We start from the raw sequence: 17,033 nt of genomic DNA on the forward strand, positions 1-17,033 counted from the left end.
TTTTGGGGGGACAATCCCTCTCCCGTGGGGGTGGGGCGTTTTGGGGGGGGGCGGGCTTGCCCCGCGATAGCGCCCACCAGGTCAAAAAGCCGGGCGCAACACTGCCAAAGGCACCCACCCCGTCGCTGCATCAGAATCCCTGCGGCACCACACCCAGCCATTCAACTGCCGACCGCCCACCAGACTGTCCCCCGGATCAACATCCAGCTCCCGGGCGCAATAGTCCTCCAGCGCCCTGCCCCGCTTGCCGTCCAGACGCTCGATCACCTGGCCCGGCACCCAGCCGTCCTGCTGACCGGGGGTACTGCACAAGTACCAGTTATCCCAGCCCTCGTCACCGGCATAACATTCGCCCACGATCAACTCAGTGCCCTTGGCAAAGGTAATGGGCTCTGGGTACTCGCTTCTATGCTGAGCAACCACCACGAATTTCATCGGTTCACCTCCATTTGAACACTGGTCCGCTGCCACGAACTTCCGTAGCATCCTACCCTTTTTCGCCGGCAGCCTTCCCCTCCATGAGAACAACCTCTATCCGTGCCGATATCCTGGCCGGACTCACCACGTCCTTCGCCCTGGTTCCCGAGTGCATCGCCTTCGCGCTGGTGGCGCACCTGAATCCGTTGATGGGCCTCTACGGCGCGTTCATCATCTGCACCCTCACCGCTTTGCTCGGTGGCCGGCCGGGGATGATTTCCGGCGCGGCAGGCTCCATGGCGGTGGTCATCGTTGCTCTGGTGGTGCAACACGGCGTGCAGTACCTGCTGGCCACCGTATTGCTCGGCGGGCTGATCATGATTGCCTTCGGTGTGCTGCGCCTGGGCAAGCTGGTGCGGATGGTGCCGTATTCGGTGATGCTCGGCTTCGTCAACGGCCTGGCAATCATCATCGCCCTGGCCCAGCTGGAGCATTTCAAACATGACGGCGCCTGGCTCAGCGGCAACCCCTTGTACCTGATGATCGGCCTGGTGGTACTGACCATGGCGGTTGTCTATCTGTTGCCGCGCCTTACCCGTAGCGTGCCCCCGGCGCTGATCGCAATCCTCGGCATCGGCGCAGGCGTCTACCTGCTCGATTTGCCGACCCGAACATTGGGCGATCTGGCTCACATCGCCGGCGGCCTGCCCGCGCTGAGCTGGCCCGACATTCCGTGGAACCTTGAAACGCTTAAGATCATCGCGCCCTACGCGATCCTGATGGCGCTGGTCGGCCTGCTGGAAACCCTGCTGACCCTCAACCTCACCGATGAAATCACCGAGAGCCGCGGCTACCCCAACCGCGAGTGCGTGGCCCTGGGTGTGGCCAACATGACCTCCGGCATATTCGGTGGCATGGGTGGTTGCGCGATGATTGGCCAGACGGCGATCAACCTCAGTTCCGGCGGTCGCGGCCGCTTGTCCGGGGTGGTGGCCGGGGTCATGATCCTGATGTTCGTGTTGTTTCTCTCACCGCTGATCGAGCGCATTCCGCTGGCGGCGCTGGTCGGGGTGATGTTCGTGGTGGCGCAGCAGACCTTCTCCTGGGCCTCGCTGCGGGTGCTGCACAAAGTGCCGGCCAACGACATGCTGGCGATCATCGCGGTGACTATAGTCACAGTGTTCACCGACCTGGCCACCGCCGTACTGTTCGGTATCGTTATCGCCGCACTCAACTTCGCCTGGCAGCAAGCCCGCGAGCTGTACGCCGACAGCCACCTGGAAAGTGACGGCAGCAAACTCTACCGGGTTCACGGCACCTTGTTCTTCGCCTCGACCACGCCGTTTCTCAACCAGTTCGACCCGGCCAACGACCCGGCCCAGGTGACCCTCGACTGCCAGCACCTGAACTTCGTCGACTATTCGGCGATTGCCGCGCTCAAGACCCTGCGCGAGCGCTACAGCAACAACGGCAAGCACCTGCGCGTGGTGCATTTGTCCGAGCGCTGCAAGCAACTGCTCAAGCGCACGGACCTGCACTACGGCTGATATCAGCCTTTACGGCGCGCCGAACATGGCCGTCCAGTAGATCCCGGCATCACTTTTGGGATCGACCGCATAGGCAGCGCCCATCTCGGTGAACTGCGGGTTCATCAGATTGGCGCAATGACCGGGGCTGGCCAGCCAGCCATCGACCACTTTGCGCGGGGTGTCCTGCCCGGCAGCGATGGTCTCGCCGTTCAACTGGCCGGCATAGCCTGCCAGCTCCGCCCGGTCACCCGGCGTGCGGCCATCGCGATCCACATGATCGAGGAAATTCTGGTTGGCCATGGCCCGCGTATGGGTTTCGGCGGTACTGGCGAGCACCGCGTTCCAGGTCAGCGGCGTGGCGGCCGCAAAGGTCTGGCCACCGCACTGGCGCTGCTGGCTGCGGGCACTGTTGATCATTGTCAGCAGCTTCTGCCCTTCGGCTTGCCAGTCGCCCAGCTTGCCAGCCAACAACGGCCGCGCCAGGACAATGCGCCAATCGCGACCTTGCTGACTCACACCGATATCGATGAACTGCGGGGCGAGCACCACCTGACAGAAACTTTCCCGCACCGCTTGCATCGCCGCCTGAGCGTCCCGGGGACCATTGAGGGTAATGGCCTGGACATTGACCATCGGGTAATTGGCCTGCGCCAGCGCCGTGCGCAGGTCGATACTGCCAGTGGCCGGCAACACCAGACGCGGATCGCTGGCCAGTGGCGGCAGCTCAAGGGACACCTGCTTATCACATTTCTGCGGCTGGCTGCGGTAGCTGTTGATCGAATCGATCAACTGCGCCGGCTCGTCGGCCTGAGCTGCGGTAGCGAGCGCCAGGGCCAGCGGCAGGCTGGCCAGGCGCAAAACGGATGACAGGACACGCATGAATATCTCCCTTGAACGGACTGCGCCCATGATGCGCGAAGTCGCCCGTCGTCGAACAGCTGGAATGTTTTGAGCGCCGTGCGGTCGACCCTGTAACGGGAAGTTCTACTCCCTCACCCGCCAAAGGTCCCCTATGCGCCTGCCAACGATCGTAACCTGCCTTGTTCTGGCCTTATGCGCGCCCACGGTGCTGGCCGCCGAACCGAAAGCCCAAGTGGCTGAAGAAAAAGCCGAGGTGCTGGAACAGAAAGCGGCCGTGCAACCCGACGCCCCACCGGCCCCCAAGAGTAAAGCCATCACCCAGAGCGAAGTCCAGGCGGTGGACCCGGCCGGTGCAGCAGCCCTGGACGACGCCATCACCTGCATGGCGCGCAGCATCTACTGGGAATCGAAGGGTGGCAAGCCTGCGGACATGGAAGCAGTGGCCAGTGTGGTGATGAACCGCCTGGGCCATGACGGTTTTCCGGACACCGTCTGTGGCGTGGTCAAGCAAGGCTCGGAGACCGGCAACTGCCAGTTTTCCTGGTGGTGTGACGGGCGCTCGGATTCGGTCCAGGAAGAACCGCGCTACGCCATCGCCAAAGAGATCGCACGCAAGGCACTTAACCGGCAACTGGATGACCGCACGCGTGGGGCCCTGTACTTCCATGACCGGCATGTCTCACCGGACTGGGCGCGCGCCTATGTGAAGACCACCGAGACCGGGGATTTTCTCTTCTACAAGCCGCGTAACGGCACGGCGAAGTAGAGACCTCCCACAGGTAGCTCCTCCCACCGGGGGTTATTCGGAAACATCCACCAGCGGGATATCCCCGGCTGCCTTGCCTGCACGGCGATCGTTCATCCAGTCGACCACCTGGGCGGAGAACTCCGGTGGCGCCTTGCGGCCCACGCGCCGGGCGATATCGAGGATGGTCTGCTGGGCCAGCGCTTCTTCCATCCGCTTTTGCGCCGTCAGCATCACCGCATGAATGGAACAGGTGCCCTCCTGCGCCCAGCTCGGCGGCGAGCCGTCAAACAGCGCGCAGCGATCACGCACATCGCGGCACTCGAAGATCATCTTGCGCCCGTCGATGGCCGTAACGATGTCGAGCACGCTGATCTCGTCAGCCGGCCGAGCCAGCTTGAAGCCACCGCGCACACCTTCGGTGGCGACCACCAGCCCGGCCTTGGCCAGCTTGGTGAAGACTTTGGCCAGGTATTCCTGCGGCACCCCTTGCAGCTCGGCAAGGTCGCGCACGCTGGCTTCACGGCTATCTCCCAGCTCATCCACCAGGAAGGCCAGGCAATGGATGCCGTACTCCACCCCGGCGCTATACAGTGACATGACAATCTCCGACTAACTTTGTCGCAAATACTAGCAGTGTTTTCATGCTTTACGTGATCCAGCTGTCACCATTCCCTGCCACTCGTCGGCTTCCGGCTGCCCGCCAGCACCACTTTCAGCGCAATGAAACCCAGAAATACAGCGGTTCGCGTGCAAGATTACGCGGATCGCTGCATGGTCCCACAGAAAAAAATACTTGCGCCGAATAACTACGACCAATAGAGTCGTAGTTGTTCGGCGCGGTCAAGGCTGCCTTCAACGCCCCCGCTCATACAACAATTTCTTTTCTGTGGAGCAACCCATGAAACAGCACATTCTGATTGTCGGCGCAGGTTTTGGTGGTGTCTGGAGCGCCTTGAGCGCAGCCCGCCTGCTCGACCAGCACGGCCGCGACGATGTCGCCATCAGCGTCCTCGCCCCGCAAGCCGAACTGCGCATTCGTCCGCGCTTCTACGAGCCTGACGTGCATCAGATGAAAGCGCCCCTGGGCGACTTGTTCAAAGCGGTCGGCGTGACCTTCATCCAGGGCGCCGCCGAGCAGATCGACGTAGCGGCCAAGCGCGTCAGCTACACCGACGCCCAGGGCCAGCGCAGCGAACTCAACTACGACCGTCTGGTGATGGCGGCTGGCAGTGGTGTGTGGCGCCCGAACATCGACGGGCTCAACGAGCACGCCTTCGATGTCGACCAGATCGAATCGGCAGCGCGCCTGGAACAGCACCTCAAGTCACTGGCCACGCTGCCGGAATCGGCTGCACGCAACACCGTAGTGGTTGCCGGCGGTGGCTTCACCGGGATCGAAACCGCAACCGAAATGCCCGGCCGTCTGCGCGCCATCCTCGGTGCCGACGCCAAGGTGCGGGTGATCATCGTCGACCGTGGTGCCAAGATCGGTGCCGCCCTGGGTGAAGGCATCAGCCCGACCATCATCGAAGCATCCGAGGCCCTGGGTGTGGAATGGCGGGTCAATGCCTCGGTAGCGGGCGTGGATGCCGGCGGCGTCACCCTCGCCGATGGCGAGCGGATCGAGGCAAACACGGTAATCTGGACCGTGGGCGTGCGCGCCAGCGCGCTGACCGCACAAGTGCCAGGCGAACGTGATGGGCAAGGCCGCCTGCATGTCGACCGCCACCTCAAGGTCAAAGGCCAGGAGCATGTCTACGCCACCGGCGACGTGGCCTACGCCGCCACCGACGAGCTAGGCAACTTCGCCGTGATGTCCTGCCAGCACGCCATCGTCCTCGGCCGTCACAGCGGCAACAACGTGGCTGCGGACCTGCTCGGCGTCGAACCCACCCCCTACAGCCAGCCCAAGTACGTGACCTGCCTGGACCTGGGAGCCTGGGGTGCGGTGTACACCGAAGGCTGGGATCGCCAGGTCAAATTGCTGCGCAAAGAAGCCAAAGACCTCAAGACCCAGATCAACACCACCTGGATCTACCCGCCGGCAGCTGATCGCGCAACGGCACTGGCCGCAGCCGACCCGCTGATCCCGATTGCCTGATGCACCACCCGAGGGGCCGCCGATGCGGCCCCTTTGTCGTTGTATGAATCGAACAATTGCGCTGTCGGACCAGAGACAGGTAGCATTGAGAACGATTTACACTAACGTCTGGACAGCCACCGGTGCAAAACCCGTCGACCCGCAAACTGGGCTTCTTTTTCAGCGACCATCACCGCTGGCTGCTGCAGCATATCCATAAGCGTCTGCGTAACCGTGCCGACGCCGAAGACACCGCCGCCGAAACCTTCTGCCAGATGCTCACCGCCCAGGTCGACCCGGAAAGCATCCAGCAACCGCGTGCCTACCTCTCGACCATCGCCCGCCGCCTGATCTTCGACCGTCACCGACGCCGGCAACTGGAGCTGGCGTACCTTGAGCGCTTGTCGGCGCTGCCCGAACCGCTGGCGCCATCGCCGGAAGAACAGCTGCTGCTGATCGAAGCCCTGGTAAGCATCGACCAGGTGCTCGACGGCTTGCCGCTGATCGTCAAGGCCACCTTCCTCTACAGCCAGCTGGACGGGCTGAGTTATGTGGACATCGCGCGCAAGCTCGAGCTGTCCGAGCGCACGGTGAGTCGCTACATGAAACAGGCCTTGCAGCAGTGCTACCTGAGCGAGCTGGCACCATGAACCAGTCACGCCTGGACCCTGCCGCCGAAGGTGCCATCGACTGGATGGTGCGCCTTAGCGCCGGCAATACCGACGCCGCGCTACAGGCGCAGTTCGACCTGTGGCTGGCCAGCGACCCGTCTCACGCACAAGCCTGGAAACGCTTGCAAGACCGCCTCGGCGGCGCCTGCCAGACGGTGCGCAGCCTCGACCGCCGGGCCCCGGGCCAGGCTGGCGAAGCGCGCCGGGTATTGCTGCAACCCACCACGTCACGTCGCGACCTGTTGCGCAGCGTGGCCGCCCTCGGTCTGTTCGGCGGTGGCCTGTGGCTGGGTGCGCGTAGCCAGATGGGTGAAGCGCTGCTGGCCGATATGCGTACCGGTCGCGGCGAACGGCGCAGCTTCACCCTGGCCGACGGCAGTCGCCTGAGCCTGGATGCCGGCAGCGCCGTCGACCTGCAATTCGACGCCAAGCAACGCTTGCTGATCCTGCGTCAGGGCAGCTTGCTGATCCAGGTTGCCGCCGACCCGGCACGGCCGTTGCGCGTGCGCAGCGCCCAGGGCGACGTGCGCGCCTTGGGTACACGTTTTCTGGTCAGCCAGGAAGCGCAGGCCACCCGCGTGGTGGTGCTTGAGCATTCGGTGCGGGCACGCCTGCCCAATGGCACCGAGCTGGATATCCAGGAAGGCCGCGCAGCCCTGCTCCATTCGCAGCGCATCGAAGCCCTGAACGATGACCAGCGCCATCGCGCCGACTGGCTCAACGGCCGTCTGAATGTGCTGGATGATTCCCTGCAAGCCGTGGTCGAGGCGCTACGCCCCTACTACCGCGGCTTTGTCCGGGTCGAGCCCGAGGTCCGCGGACTACGCGTGCAAGGGGTTTTCCCCCTCGACGAACCGCAACGCGCCTTCGCCGCGCTGGCCGAAACCCTGCCGGTACGGGTCGAACACTACAGCCCGTGGCTGACCCTGATCCGGGCAAAGAATCCGTCTTGAAAAAATATTTATGAAAATCAATCGTATTTGTGTCCGGTTTTCATTTCTCGTCGCACCTATCTCCTGACACCCCTCTTTCATCAGGAGTATTCCGTGCTCAACCCTTGGTCCCACGCCCTTCCTGCGGCCGTTGCCATGGCCTGCCTTGCCACTGGCGCCTCGGCCCAGGAACAGACGCTATCGTTCAACCTGCCCGCCGCCAGCCTGGCCAGCACCCTCAATGCCATCGCCAGCCAGAGCGGACGCATCGTCTCCCTCGACCCTGCACTGGTGCAGGGCAAGCAGGCTCCGGCAATCGCTGGCCGCATGAGCGCCGTGCAGGCCATGCAAAAGGCCTTGGCCGGCAGCGGCCTGCAGTTGCTGGTGACCGATCAGGGCAACTTCAGCGTGTTCCCGGCCATCGATGCCGGCGATGCCCTGGAACTGGGCGCCACCAGCATCAATGACAGCGGTCTGAGCGCCACCACCGAGGGTTCGGGCTCCTACGCCGCTCGGGCAACCACCATCGGCAAGGGCACTCACACGCTCAAGGAAATCCCCCAGTCGGTGTCGGTCATGACCCGCAAGCAGATGGACGATCAGGACATCGTCGATCTCAAGGATGCCGTCAACAAGACCACCGGCCTGGTCGGCCTGCAGGGCGTGGGACCGGGCTTGATCATCTATTCGCGCGGTTTCCAGATCGACGACTGGCAGTACGACGGCGTGCCGATCCCGCGCAACACCTACTCGCTGGGCAACTGGGCCACCCAGGACCTGATTTTCTTCGACCGCATGGAAGTCCTGCGCGGCGCCTCGGGCCTGCTGCAAGGCACCGGCAGCCCGGGTGGCGCGGTCAACCTGGTGCGCAAACGCGGCCAGAGCGCGCCGACCGTGACCCTCACCGGCAAGGCCGGCAGCTGGGATCACTACGGCCTGCAACTGGACGCCGGTGGCCCGCTGAACGACGCCGGGACCGTGCGCGGACGCTTTGTCGCCGATGAAGACCAGAGCGACTCGTTCATCGACTACGAATGGAGCAAGACCCACTCGCTCTACGGCGCCCTGGATTTCGACCTGCGTGAAGACACTACCCTGGGCCTGGCGGTCAGCCGTTCCGATGCCGAGTCGCGACCGATGCTGCGCGGCCTGCCGCGCTACATCGACGGCAGCCCGTTGGACGTACCGCGCTCGACCTTCACCGGCTCGCGCTGGAACCATTCGGAAATCGACGTCACCACCCTCTACGCCGACCTCGAGCACCGCTTCAACGACGACTGGAAGTTTCGTATCGCCGGCGTGCGCATGAGCGAAACCAACACCTCCGCCCACCAGCGCGTGCAATCCACCGGCGACGGCCTGGAATTCGATGGCAGCGGTGTGACGTATGCCGACTGGGTGACAGACTTCGACTCCACCAAAGTGGGTGTCGACATGAACGTGGTCGGCAGCTTCCAGGGCCTGGGCCTGGAACAGGAGATCACCCTCGGCGGCAACTACTCCAAGCTGACCACCGATGACCTCTTTGCCCGCACCTTCAATGCCAGCGGCGACAACGTGTTCGATATCGACCACCACCGCCCTGACATCGACTACGACAGCCTGCTGGCCAACCCCGGCGGCCGCGGTACCGGGAGCGCCTATAATGTACGCCAGAAAGGCCTGTACGGCAGCTGGCGGGTCAAGCTTGCCGAACCACTGACCGTGGTACTCGGCTCGCGGGTCAGCTGGTTCGACCAGACGTATGACTCGACTACCTATACCCCGACCAACCGTGCCGGCACGGTCAATACGCCAAGCACCATGACCGAGACTGGCGTAGTCACCCCGTACGCCGGCATCGTCTACGACTTGAGCCGCGAGTGGGCGGTCTACGCCAGCTACACCGACGTCTTCGTACCGCAGTCCGAGCGTGATGCCAGTGGCTCAGTGCTCAAGCCGATCATCGGCAGCAACTATGAAATGGGCATCAAGGGCGAGTTGTTCGACGGCCGGGTCAATACCTCCCTGGCAGTGTTCCGCTTCGACCAGGAGAACCGCGCAACCCAGGACCTGGCCTCAGGTTTTGCCTGCGATGACTGGTACTGCTCGACCGCCACCGGCAAGGTGCGCAGCCAGGGCATCGAGGCCGAGATCAGCGGCGAGGTGCTCAGCGGCCTACAACTGTTTGCCGGCTACACCTACAACACCACCAAGTACCTGGACGACCCGGAGAACGAAGGCAAGACCTTCAGCACCTGGACGCCCAAGCACATGCTGCGGGTGTGGAGCGACTACCAGTTGCCGGGGGACTGGAGCAAGGTCAGCGCTGGTCTGGGCTTTACCGCGCAAAGCCACACCCTGGGTTACGAGTCTACCTACGACGTAGCGGGTTATGCCGTGTGGGATGCGCGCCTGGCCTATCAGCTGACGCCTGAGGTGAGCCTGGCGGTGAATGGCAAAAACCTGTTCGACAAACGCTACTACGTGGCGGCTTACAACCAGCTCAGTGGCAACAACAACTTTGGCGAACCGCGCAACTTCATGTTCAGCGTGAAGTACACGCCACAGTTCTAGGCGGCACGGTGAGGGTACTTCCAGTGGGAGCGGGCCTTGCCCCGCGATCTGCCGCAAAGCGGCAGTAAACCCGGACAACGCGTCGGATCAGGACTGTCGCAAACTCCTGATTTTGCGGCCGCTACGCGCCCGATCGCGGGGCAAGGCCCGCTCCCACCGGGTCGTTGCGCCGAAAGCCGTTGACCACGATGTACAGCAACGGCCCAGCCGACACGAACACCGCAGTCAGCAGAAAATACGGCAGAACCGCGACTAACGTTCGGCCGCGGCTGCGGGCATCGCGGTACATCCACACACACGCCAACACCGCCAGCAGGTACAGGTCGATAACGACCTGGGCGGTGTCCGGCCTGGACATCAGTTGCAGGCCAAACTGAATCAGTGACTGCTCGGCATGGAGCATGGTGAAGGCGGTGTAACCGGCAAATCCCAGCAGCGCCACAAGGGCCAGGTACGGCTTTTTCATGCGTTGTCGTCCTTTGACAGAAAAGGTCTTCAGACTAGCCACTCCGTCACTGCATCTCAATGAGCGACTTGCAACGGCCAGTGCGCCAACGGCCAGTAACGTCCCCGGCGCGATTCGAACAAGGTGAAATGCCGTACTTTCAAGCTGAACTGCGGTGCCTCCAAGGCTTCCGGTACCGGGCCATGAAAGTCGCGAAACAGGGTGAGGTGCGGGCGGTATTCTCTCGGCGCTTCGGCAAAACCGAGGGGCAGCAATGCCTGTTGCAGGGCATAGACCAGCTGCCGCAAGGCGACCGGTGTCTCGCTGGGGGCCAGCACCAGGGCCTTGGCCGGGCGCCAGACTTCCAGGCGATCAAGCGCCACGGCCAGTGGCTCGCCGGGCACCTTCACCGCCGCAGCCGCCGCGAGAATGGCCGGCAATTGTGCCGTGCCTGCTGTGCCTAGAAACATCAGGGTCAGGTGGAAATTCGCCGACGGCACCGGCCGGCCATTGTCCATACCGAGTTCGCTGCGCCACTGGGCAATGGCCCGGCGCTGCGTCGGTGTGCAGTCCACGGCGAAAAACAGCCGCTTGAACGGCTCACCCGTTTCGCGCATGCCTTGCTCCATGCCTTGCCCTCCCTTCTCGACCGTCGTGGCGTCCAGTCTAACCCTGCATGCCGGTAGCCGGCGACTTTAGATCCCTGCAATGGCTACAACGCAAACCTTTGCGCCTATGACTAATGTCGTGCGCCACTTCGGTAACATTTAGTACAAACCCCGGGTGTGATTGTTTATGCTGGCTGGCTTATGCCATGGCGCATCGCCACATCGACAAGTATCCGCCCATGAAAATATTCCTGGTTCTGCTGTTTGTTTTTTCGATTGCCTACGTCCATTTTCGCGGACGTGTCAGGCACAAGGTCACCCGCCAATTGGGTGACCACTCGAGCTTCCTGGCCCCGGTCAACGTATTCCTCTACCTGTTCTCCAAGCTCCCGGCCAAACCCTACCTGCCGGTCGAAAGCTTCCCCGAACTCAAGCCGCTGCAGGACAACTGGCAGGAAATCCGCGCCGAAGCGCAGCAACTGCTGCATGTGGGCGAGATCAAGAGCTCGCAGAACTACGACGACGTCGGGTTCAACTCGTTCTTCAAGAGCGGCTGGAAGCGCTTCTACCTGAAGTGGTACGGCGAGAGCCACCCCTCGGCGATGAAGCTGTGCCCGCGCACCACCGAACTGCTGCAAGGCATCGGCACGGTCAAAGCCGCGATGTTCGCCACCCTGCCACCAGGCTCCAAGCTGGTCCGTCACCGCGACCCGTACGCCGGCTCCTACCGCTACCACCTGGGCCTGGACACGCCGAACGACGACGCCTGCTACATCTGTGTGGACGGTGAGAACTACGCCTGGCGTGACGGCGAAGGGGTGATTTTCGACGAGACCTACATCCACTACGCCTCGAACCAGACCGAGCACAACCGCATCATCCTGTTCTGTGACGTCGAGCGCCCGCTCAAATACCGCTGGGCCACTGCTTTCAACCGCTGGTTCAGCCGCAGCGTCATGGCCGCCGCCGCAGCGCCCAACGATGCCGGTGACAAGACTGGCGGCATCAACCGCCTGTTCACCCGCATCTACAAGATCCGCGAACGCGGCAAGGCGCTGAAGAAGCGCAACCGCACCCGCTACTACCTGGAAAAATGGGCAGTAGTGGCAGCCCTGGTGCTGGTGTTCATCTATATCTGATGACCTGTGCAGGTCCCGCGGCCGTGAGCAAGACGCAGCGCCTTGCCCGGACCGCGACTGGACAACTGGCCAGCTGAACTACAATTATCAGGTACACCGCTAGCCTGGCAGTTACAGAGCGACTGGAAGCGGTGCCGCCAGCAAGCTCATGAGCTGGCGAGTTGCAACGGTGGCCAAGGCCCTTTAGTACGAAGCGCGCTCCTCGATTGGGTTCTTTACCTTGTTCCTGGTGGTCGGTTTGCCACCTGAGGGCCAGAGAATGAACAGCAACGATTCGGGGAGCAACCTCGGCTTCTGGCTGCCTGGCAGCGCAATTGTGCTTAGCCTGATTGTCTCTACCTTTGCCCTCACCCGTGCCCCGTTCCTCGAGCAACGCCCCTTTGGTGCGCAGTTCCAGACCCAGCTGCCGATAGAAGCACGCCTGTGGCAGGACCCTTTCGATGCCCTGGAGCGCTACCGCAAGCGACTCAAAGAGAACAAGAGCGCTGTGCTTGGCTCCGAATGCACCTCTGAGCTTTTTGACAAATCGATAGCCCCGACTGCAACGTCCCAGGCATCAACCGCCGAGCCGACCAACATCATGGTTGCCCTGGTCGAAGGTGGGCCCTACGCCGAAGAAGTGGAGCTGCGCCGACGCATGCGCTACGCCATGCTCGCCGGTTTCAAGACGGCGCGGATGGTCCCCGAAGACGAACAGAACATTCGTTGCCTGGCCCTGGCAGACAACCTGCAGGGTGATCCGCTCGCGTCGCCAACCGATGCTCAGGCCACTGATACCCAGGTCAATCGCGGGCGCACAGAACTGCCCTATGAAGTCTTTGTCGCCAACCCTTTCGACCCGCCGACCGATATCGACAACAACCCGCATCCAGCCGCCCGCACCATTTTGTTCTGGCTCAAACAGAACCACCTCGACACCGCCCCCTTGCAAAAGCTTGAGCAACTGCGCCAGACCTTGTCGTGCAAGGTCGGCAAGCTTGACGGCACGCCCTCGTCCGCCTCCTGCACCCAGCTCAACGACGACAGAATCCTCAAGGTCGTCGGGCCTGCCGACTCGACGGTGCTGCGTTACATGTACCGCCAGGAATACGAAGGCACAGAGGTGCCCAACATAGAGATCTACTCGCCCTTGGCCACCGCCGACAGAAAGATGCTGATGCGCGGGATCGAAAAGCCCGAGGACCAGGCAAAAGCGAAAACAGCTTATCCGCAGCAAACGCTCAAACTGCTGCGCACCATCAGCGACGACCGCACCATGACCGCCCTGCTGCTCGAAGAACTGAAACTGCGCAGGGTCGACCCCGTCGCCGGCTTGCAGTGTGCGCCGGGCGCGCTGATGAGGGTCGGCAACGACTGCAGCCGCAGAGGCTTCCAGCGCCTGAACCGCATCGCACTGATCTCCGAGTGGGACAGCTTCTACAGCCGCGCATTGATCGAAAGCTTCAAATCCCAGGTGGCCGAGAGCGCGGGCCTAGACGATAAAAAAAGACGCTCCGTTGATGAGTGGGTCCTACGTTTCAGCTACCTGCGCGGCCTGGATGGGCGTCTTCCGGAGGAGGCCGCCAGCGTTGCCAAGGCCGCGGGCAACGACAGCAAGAAAGACACCCTTGAACTGGACGCCAGCCCGCTGGAGAAGTCCGATGGCAACTCCCAACTCGACTACCTGCGCCGCCTGGCCGACCACATCGCCGATGAAGACGAACTCTATCGGCGCAAGGGTGAAAACGGCATCGGCGCCATTGGCATACTGGGGCTCGATACCTATGACAAATTGCTGGCCCTGCAAGCGCTGAAATCGCGCATGCCGTACAAGGTGTTTTTCTCCACTGACCTGGATGCCCGCATGTTGCAACGCGGCCAGGCCGAAACCACCCGCAACCTGGTGCTGGCCGCGCCCTATGGGCTGACCCTGACCCGGGCCCTGCAACAGGACGTACCGCCGTTTCGCGACAGTTTGCAAAGTGCCGTGTTCATCGCCGTGCTGGCGGCACAAGCCCCGCAAAGCTTCGACGCCAAGCGGGCAAAGTTCGACTACACCACATCGGGGCTGCTCTCGCCGGGTATCTATGAGGTGGGCATCAAAGGCTTCATCCCCTTGGCCAGCCAACTGACCGGGTCGCGACCGCAGGATTGTACCGCGCCCAATCCAGGGCGCGCGGACCAGATCAGCCGCGTGCGCCCGCAAGACATCATGGCCTTGCGCTGCTTGCAGGACCGCGCAGAACTCCCCTACCCCGAGATGTCCCCGGCAATGCGCAAAGACTTTACCGCGCGCTTGGCGTTCTTCGGGGCCGGGCCTTTGTCATTGATATTACTGCTGCTGGCATTGGCCCTCGGCTGGTGGTGGACCCACAGAACACCCGCCACACCAACACCGCCCGCGTCGCCCGATCAGGACGCCGTGGCGCCGCCCTACCGGCTCCCGCCCTGGGTTTACGGCATGCCGATGTCGCTCTATGCCGCGTCCGCCCTGGCCGCCCTGATCGGTACCTTGTACTGGCGGGTGGAGTTCATGTGGATCACCTTCGTGCTGATTGTGCTGGGCATCATTTGCGCCGAGCTTATTCGCCGAACCACACCCGTCTCGTTACGGCGCGGGCGTGCCACTGCCGGCATTACCGGCCTGTTCAATGCCTCGGGGTGGTACATCCTGGTGCCGCTGGTGGTGTTCATTCTGGCGCTGTTGTGGGCGTACCAGATTCGCCGCGACCTGACCGACAACGGCCTGGGTGAGCCGATGTTCCTGTTCCAGGGCATCAGTGCCTGGCCTACCGTCGCGTTGCGCCTGCTGGCGGCACTGATCTCGGTTTCGGCGCTGTGCTGGGGTTGGCGCAACCTGCAAGTCAACCGTATCGAGATCCGCAATACCTACCACCTCAGCCATATAACGCCGATTTACCGGGCAAGGTTGTGGCGCCATTTTCCGCTGTTCAACCAACGTCATAAAAAATGGTCCTGGCGCCAATGGCTCAATCAATTGGGGCATTGGCTGTTCAAGATCATCTTCCCGCTGTCGCCCAGCGATATCCCGCACATCCGCGACAAATCACGGGATGCCCTGCAACTCCCCACCAGCCGTGACGCGCGCCCGCTGGTGTACATCTCGCGCTTCTGGCGCGAGCATTGCGAATGCGGCACCTTCACCGCGCGCCTGTTGCGGGCGGCGCTCGCCACCTGGTTTTTCCTGGTGATCACCAGCGTACTGATGGTGCTGTGGCCCATGGAGGGGCTCCCGGTTCGCGGCACCTCGACAATGTGGCGATTGAGCTGGCTACTACCCCTGGTGCTCTTCCAGTTGCTGGTGTTCTGGGTAGTAGACGCCAACCGCTTGCTCACACGCTTCATCCGCCAGTTGAGCAATCACCACGGCATCTGGCCGAATTCCCTGCAAATCGAGCATGAAAAGATCTTTGGAATCCCTGCCCACCCTTGCATCGACGACTGGATGGACATGGTCCTGATCGCCAAGCGCACGGCGGCAGTCAATCGCCTGATCTATGCACCGACCATCGTCCTGTTGATCATGATCGCCTCGCGCAGCAGCTATTTCGACAACTGGCCGACCCCGCCGAGCATTGTCCTTTCATTTCTGCTCACCGCGGCGATACTGCTCAGCTCAGCGATATCGTTGCGCCGCGCGGCGGAGAAAGCACGGCAAATAGCCTTGCGGCGTATTGATGACTACTTGTTGTTCCCTGCTGAAGACAGACTGAACCAGGACAAGCTGGAAATGATCCGTGCCCGCATCGCTGCGCTCAACACCGGCGCGTTCTCGCGTTACTCCGAAGAGCCCCTGGTGCGGGCATTGTTGCTTTCGCTGACCGGTATTGGTGGCTCGATCATTGTCGATGCGATCAACTTCTCGAAGTTCTGAGGTGGTTGGGGCTGCGTGCCGGAGGCCGGGAAACGAATGCGCTGCCCTTTGGCATCCTGGCGGCTGCTCGGCAAACCCCGCGCTGTCCGTTGCAAGCGGGTGACCTGGCCCTTGCCGTCAAATTCGTCGTATTTGAATTGCAGACGGTTACCGTCCGGCAAGCCCAGCCCGACCATGCTGCCATTGTCGTCCAGCTCGATCACGTAGTGCTCGCCGCCATAGTCGCGGCTGGCGATCACCCGGTGGTCGGCGTTGTAGTGCACCTCGAGTTCGCGACCAAGCACATCGGTGGACCAGCTGGTGCGCCCTTCGAGGTCGTAGCGAAAGTGGAAGTGCTCGCCGTCGCTGGTCCAGTGCTCGACCACCCGTGGCTGGCCACCGAGGGTTTCCCAGCGGTAATGGCAACCCAGGCCCAACGCGTTGCTGTGCGTCACCATCACGCCGTCGGCGTAGTTGAAGCTGCGTACGCTGTCGCCGTTGCGGTTGATCACCGTGCTGAGCTGACCCTGCTCGTCGTAGCGGTACTGGGTCAGGGTTTCGACCGCCTGGTTGTTGACCACCCGTTTGATCTCGGTCAGGCGACCCAGCGGGTGGTCGTAGTGCAGGTGTACGCGAATGCCGCCAGTGGCGCTGATGTCGGTCAGCGTGCCTTGTGCGGTACGGGTGAAATGCAGGAAGTGGCCAAGGGCGTTTTCGATGCGTTGCAGCGGCAGCTGGCTGTCGTCAGCCGGCCCTTCGCCGAGGTAGAAGTTTTCCCGGCGCCAGAAGAGGCTCGGGTTGCGCGTACTGCGGTTGAGTCGATCATCCAGGTTTGTAAATCGATCAAGCCTTGCTCATTCAATCTCATGTGCAAGCGTTTGAGCATCTGATCGAATGTCCCCTGGTTTCGCCAGCCCCCAAACCGTTGATACACCGTTGACCACGGGCCGAAGCGTTCTGGCATATCTCGCCACGCAGCACCTGAGCAGAGCACCCAGAGCACGCCATCAAGCATCAGGCGGTCGCTCAGACGGGGCCGCCCCCGGCCATGGGGTTCGATGAAGAGATCAGCAACCACAGTCCAGGCCTCATCCGAGAGTTCGTAACGCTTTGCCATCACAGGATTCCTTTCCGTAGATGGCTGGAAACTCTACAAAACTTCAGCTCCCGAGGGACGCCGATTGGGTTTCTCGG

The 17,033-nt window shown here is 62.4% G+C and carries 13 protein-coding genes and 2 pseudogenes; 8 read left to right on the top strand and 7 right to left on the bottom strand.

What is annotated here, in order from left to right; translation table 11 throughout:
- Positions 1-81: 81 nt before the first annotated feature.
- Positions 82-435, bottom strand: a complete 354-nt coding sequence (locus tag ACO6VD_RS10805) for an SH3 domain-containing protein (protein ID WP_422418926.1) — start codon at positions 433-435, stop codon at positions 82-84.
- Between the two features lie 83 nt (positions 436-518).
- Here ACO6VD_RS10805 and ACO6VD_RS10810 point away from each other — a divergent pair, with 83 nt between their 5' ends.
- Positions 519-1,964 carry a SulP family inorganic anion transporter gene (locus ACO6VD_RS10810; protein ID WP_422418928.1) on the top strand — a complete coding sequence of 482 codons (1,446 nt, stop codon included), beginning with the start codon at positions 519-521 and terminating at the stop codon, positions 1,962-1,964.
- Between the two features lie 9 nt (positions 1,965-1,973).
- Here the strand turns inward: ACO6VD_RS10810 and ACO6VD_RS10815 are convergent, their stop codons facing one another.
- Positions 1,974-2,825, bottom strand: coding sequence for a CAP domain-containing protein (locus ACO6VD_RS10815; RefSeq protein ID WP_422418930.1), 852 nt, complete (start codon positions 2,823-2,825; stop codon positions 1,974-1,976).
- 133 nt (positions 2,826-2,958) lie between these two features.
- Here ACO6VD_RS10815 and ACO6VD_RS10820 point away from each other — a divergent pair, with 133 nt between their 5' ends.
- Positions 2,959-3,573: a cell wall hydrolase gene (locus ACO6VD_RS10820; RefSeq protein WP_422418932.1), complete on the top strand. Its 615-nt coding sequence runs from the start codon at positions 2,959-2,961 to the stop codon at positions 3,571-3,573.
- A gap of 33 nt (positions 3,574-3,606) precedes the next feature.
- Here ACO6VD_RS10820 and ACO6VD_RS10825 read toward each other — a convergent pair whose 3' ends face one another.
- A complete protein-coding gene (locus ACO6VD_RS10825) occupies positions 3,607-4,152 on the bottom strand; it encodes an RrF2 family transcriptional regulator (RefSeq protein WP_422418933.1) in 546 nt (181 codons plus the stop codon).
- 301 nt (positions 4,153-4,453) lie between these two features.
- Here ACO6VD_RS10825 and ACO6VD_RS10830 point away from each other — a divergent pair, with 301 nt between their 5' ends.
- The 4 genes from ACO6VD_RS10830 (at position 4,454) to ACO6VD_RS10845 (ending at position 9,794) form a co-directional block, all read left to right on the top strand.
- Positions 4,454-5,656 (top strand): NAD(P)/FAD-dependent oxidoreductase, encoded by a 1,203-nt coding sequence (locus ACO6VD_RS10830; protein WP_422418935.1) that lies wholly within the window; start codon positions 4,454-4,456, stop codon positions 5,654-5,656.
- 122 nt (positions 5,657-5,778) lie between these two features.
- Positions 5,779-6,285, top strand: coding sequence for a sigma-70 family RNA polymerase sigma factor (locus tag ACO6VD_RS10835; protein WP_422418937.1), 507 nt, complete (start codon positions 5,779-5,781; stop codon positions 6,283-6,285).
- Positions 6,282-7,259 (top strand): FecR family protein, encoded by a 978-nt coding sequence (locus ACO6VD_RS10840; protein ID WP_422418939.1) that lies wholly within the window; start codon positions 6,282-6,284, stop codon positions 7,257-7,259. The genes ACO6VD_RS10835 and ACO6VD_RS10840 overlap by 4 nt, the downstream gene beginning before the upstream one ends.
- Before the next feature lie 93 nt (positions 7,260-7,352).
- Positions 7,353-9,794, top strand: a complete 2,442-nt coding sequence (locus ACO6VD_RS10845) for a TonB-dependent siderophore receptor (protein ID WP_422418940.1) — start codon at positions 7,353-7,355, stop codon at positions 9,792-9,794.
- Between the two features lie 121 nt (positions 9,795-9,915).
- Here ACO6VD_RS10845 and ACO6VD_RS10850 read toward each other — a convergent pair whose 3' ends face one another.
- Both ACO6VD_RS10850 and thpR read right to left on the bottom strand, forming a co-directional pair.
- Positions 9,916-10,260 (bottom strand): DUF2834 domain-containing protein, encoded by a 345-nt coding sequence (locus tag ACO6VD_RS10850; protein WP_422418942.1) that lies wholly within the window; start codon positions 10,258-10,260, stop codon positions 9,916-9,918.
- Between the two features lie 56 nt (positions 10,261-10,316).
- Positions 10,317-10,868, bottom strand: a complete 552-nt coding sequence (gene thpR, locus ACO6VD_RS10855; protein WP_422418944.1) for an RNA 2',3'-cyclic phosphodiesterase — start codon at positions 10,866-10,868, stop codon at positions 10,317-10,319.
- Between the two features lie 218 nt (positions 10,869-11,086).
- On the opposite strand from thpR, the gene lpxO reads away from it, so the two are divergent.
- Together lpxO and ACO6VD_RS10865 are read left to right on the top strand one after the other, a co-directional pair.
- Positions 11,087-11,986: a lipid A hydroxylase LpxO gene (gene lpxO / locus ACO6VD_RS10860; RefSeq protein WP_422419037.1), complete on the top strand. Its 900-nt coding sequence runs from the start codon at positions 11,087-11,089 to the stop codon at positions 11,984-11,986.
- 259 nt (positions 11,987-12,245) lie between these two features.
- On the top strand, positions 12,246-15,860 hold the full coding sequence (locus ACO6VD_RS10865) for a hypothetical protein (protein ID WP_422418946.1): 3,615 nt from the start codon (positions 12,246-12,248) through the stop codon (positions 15,858-15,860).
- A gap of 119 nt (positions 15,861-15,979) precedes the next feature.
- Here ACO6VD_RS10865 and ACO6VD_RS10870 read toward each other — a convergent pair.
- Positions 15,980-16,609 (bottom strand): annotated as a pseudogene (locus ACO6VD_RS10870) (type IV secretion protein Rhs); the annotation flags it as partial.
- Positions 16,543-16,956, bottom strand: a pseudogene (locus ACO6VD_RS10875) (IS5 family transposase); the annotation flags it as partial. The pseudogenes ACO6VD_RS10870 and ACO6VD_RS10875, both read right to left, overlap by 67 nt.
- Positions 16,957-17,033: the final 77 nt, after the last annotated feature.

The organism is Pseudomonas sp. GZD-222 (assembly GCF_049310525.1).
Classification (GTDB): domain Bacteria; phylum Pseudomonadota; class Gammaproteobacteria; order Pseudomonadales; family Pseudomonadaceae; genus Aquipseudomonas.

Bases quoted from the DNA above. Each gene is read 5' to 3' on its own strand.
- ACO6VD_RS10805 (WP_422418926.1), bottom strand. From the start codon at position 435: ATGAAATTCGTGGTGGTTGCTCAGCATAGAAGCGAGTACCCAGAGCCC.
- ACO6VD_RS10810 (WP_422418928.1), top strand. From the start codon at position 519: ATGAGAACAACCTCTATCCGTGCCGATATCCTGGCCGGACTCACCACG.
- ACO6VD_RS10815 (WP_422418930.1), bottom strand. From the start codon at position 2,825: ATGCGTGTCCTGTCATCCGTTTTGCGCCTGGCCAGCCTGCCGCTGGCC.
- ACO6VD_RS10820 (WP_422418932.1), top strand. From the start codon at position 2,959: ATGCGCCTGCCAACGATCGTAACCTGCCTTGTTCTGGCCTTATGCGCG.
- ACO6VD_RS10825 (WP_422418933.1), bottom strand. From the start codon at position 4,152: ATGTCACTGTATAGCGCCGGGGTGGAGTACGGCATCCATTGCCTGGCC.
- ACO6VD_RS10830 (WP_422418935.1), top strand. From the start codon at position 4,454: ATGAAACAGCACATTCTGATTGTCGGCGCAGGTTTTGGTGGTGTCTGG.
- ACO6VD_RS10840 (WP_422418939.1), top strand. From the start codon at position 6,282: ATGAACCAGTCACGCCTGGACCCTGCCGCCGAAGGTGCCATCGACTGG.
- ACO6VD_RS10850 (WP_422418942.1), bottom strand. From the start codon at position 10,260: ATGAAAAAGCCGTACCTGGCCCTTGTGGCGCTGCTGGGATTTGCCGGT.
- thpR (WP_422418944.1), bottom strand. From the start codon at position 10,868: ATGGAGCAAGGCATGCGCGAAACGGGTGAGCCGTTCAAGCGGCTGTTT.
- lpxO (WP_422419037.1), top strand. From the start codon at position 11,087: ATGAAAATATTCCTGGTTCTGCTGTTTGTTTTTTCGATTGCCTACGTC.
- ACO6VD_RS10865 (WP_422418946.1), top strand. From the start codon at position 12,246: ATGAACAGCAACGATTCGGGGAGCAACCTCGGCTTCTGGCTGCCTGGC.